This window comes from Bacillus sp. M13(2017), from assembly GCF_002218325.1.
Taxonomy (GTDB): Bacteria; Bacillota; Bacilli; order Bacillales; family Bacillaceae_G; genus Bacillus_A; species Bacillus_A thuringiensis_K.
In genome coordinates, this window is the sequence record NZ_KZ268545.1 from 1 (window position 1) to 1,221 (window position 1,221).

Sequence of the window (1,221 nt, forward strand, 5' to 3'; positions counted from 1 at the left end):
CTGAAAGATGATCAGGTTGATAGGTTCGAGGTGGAAGCATGGTGACATGTGGAGCTGACGAATACTAATAGATCGAGGACTTAACCATATAATATGAAGCAATGTTATCTAGTTTTGAAAGAATATAAAAAACTTGTTGACTTTAAAAGTTCAATGAGTTACAATGATTCTTGTCTTAAATGAATACAGTCTGGTAATGATGGCAGAGAGGTCACACCCGTTCCCATACCGAACACGGAAGTTAAGCTCTCTAGCGCCGATGGTAGTTGGGACCTTGTCCCTGTGAGAGTAGGACGTTGCCAGGCAATCCGGAGGATTAGCTCAGCTGGGAGAGCACCTGCCTTACAAGCAGGGGGTCGGCGGTTCGATCCCGTCATCCTCCACCATTTAGCCGACTTAGCTCAATTGGTAGAGCAACTGACTTGTAATCAGTAGGTTGGGGGTTCAAGTCCTCTAGTCGGCACCAGTTTTTATTGTAAGAGCCATTAGCTCAGTTGGTAGAGCATCTGACTTTTAATCAGAGGGTCGAAGGTTCGAGTCCTTCATGGCTCACCATTTTAATTAATATGCGGGTGTGGCGGAATTGGCAGACGCACTAGACTTAGGATCTAGCGCCTTTGGCGTGGGGGTTCGACTCCCTTCACCCGCACTTTTAATAAAATATCTCAAACATGTCTTGCGGAAGTAGTTCAGTGGTAGAATACAACCTTGCCAAGGTTGGGGTCGCGGGTTCGAATCCCGTCTTCCGCTCCAATTTTCAATATGACATGCCGGGGTGGCGGAACAGGCAGACGCACAGGACTTAAAATCCTGCGGTGGGTGACCACCGTGCGGGTTCGACCCCCGCCCTCGGCACCATATGCGCCCGTAGCTCAATTGGATAGAGCGTTTGACTACGGATCAAGAGGTTAGGGGTTCGACTCCTCTCGGGCGCGTTTTCTTTCGGGAAGTGGCTCAGCTTGGTAGAGCACCTGGTTTGGGACCAGGGGGTCGCAGGTTCAAATCCTGTCTTCCCGATACTTGTTTGGGGCCTTAGCTCAGCTGGGAGAGCGCCTGCCTTGCACGCAGGAGGTCAGCGGTTCGATCCCGCTAGGCTCCACCATTAGTTCTTTGAAAACTGAACGAAACAAACAACGTGAAACGTCAATTTTTATTTTAGATGCTAGACAAACTAACTTTATTGGAGAGTTTGATCCTGGCTCAGGATGAACGCTGGCGGCG

General features: G+C 49.3%; 9 tRNA genes and 2 rRNA genes. All 11 read left to right on the top strand.

Annotation, left to right across the window (positions count from 1 at the left end):
* Positions 1 to 88 (top strand): 23S ribosomal RNA (locus CGQ22_RS31205); the annotation flags it as partial.
* Between the two features lie 101 nt (positions 89 to 189).
* Positions 190 to 305: ribosomal RNA gene (rrf, locus tag CGQ22_RS31210) — 5S ribosomal RNA — on the top strand.
* Positions 306 to 310: 5 nt separating this feature from the next.
* Positions 311 to 386, top strand: a tRNA-Val gene (locus CGQ22_RS31215).
* Positions 387 to 390: 4 nt separating this feature from the next.
* Positions 391 to 466: transfer RNA gene (locus tag CGQ22_RS31220), tRNA-Thr, on the top strand.
* A gap of 13 nt (positions 467 to 479) precedes the next feature.
* Positions 480 to 555 (top strand) — tRNA-Lys (locus CGQ22_RS31225).
* Between the two features lie 13 nt (positions 556 to 568).
* A tRNA-Leu gene (locus CGQ22_RS31230) sits at positions 569 to 649 on the top strand.
* Positions 650 to 678: 29 nt separating this feature from the next.
* Positions 679 to 753: transfer RNA gene (locus tag CGQ22_RS31235), tRNA-Gly, on the top strand.
* 16 nt (positions 754 to 769) lie between these two features.
* Positions 770 to 858: transfer RNA gene (locus CGQ22_RS31240), tRNA-Leu, on the top strand.
* A 3-nt stretch (positions 859 to 861) separates the two neighbouring features.
* A tRNA-Arg gene (locus CGQ22_RS31245) sits at positions 862 to 935 on the top strand.
* A gap of 8 nt (positions 936 to 943) precedes the next feature.
* Positions 944 to 1,017 (top strand) — tRNA-Pro (locus CGQ22_RS31250).
* A 9-nt stretch (positions 1,018 to 1,026) separates the two neighbouring features.
* A tRNA-Ala gene (locus CGQ22_RS31255) sits at positions 1,027 to 1,102 on the top strand.
* Positions 1,103 to 1,221 lie beyond the last annotated feature (119 nt).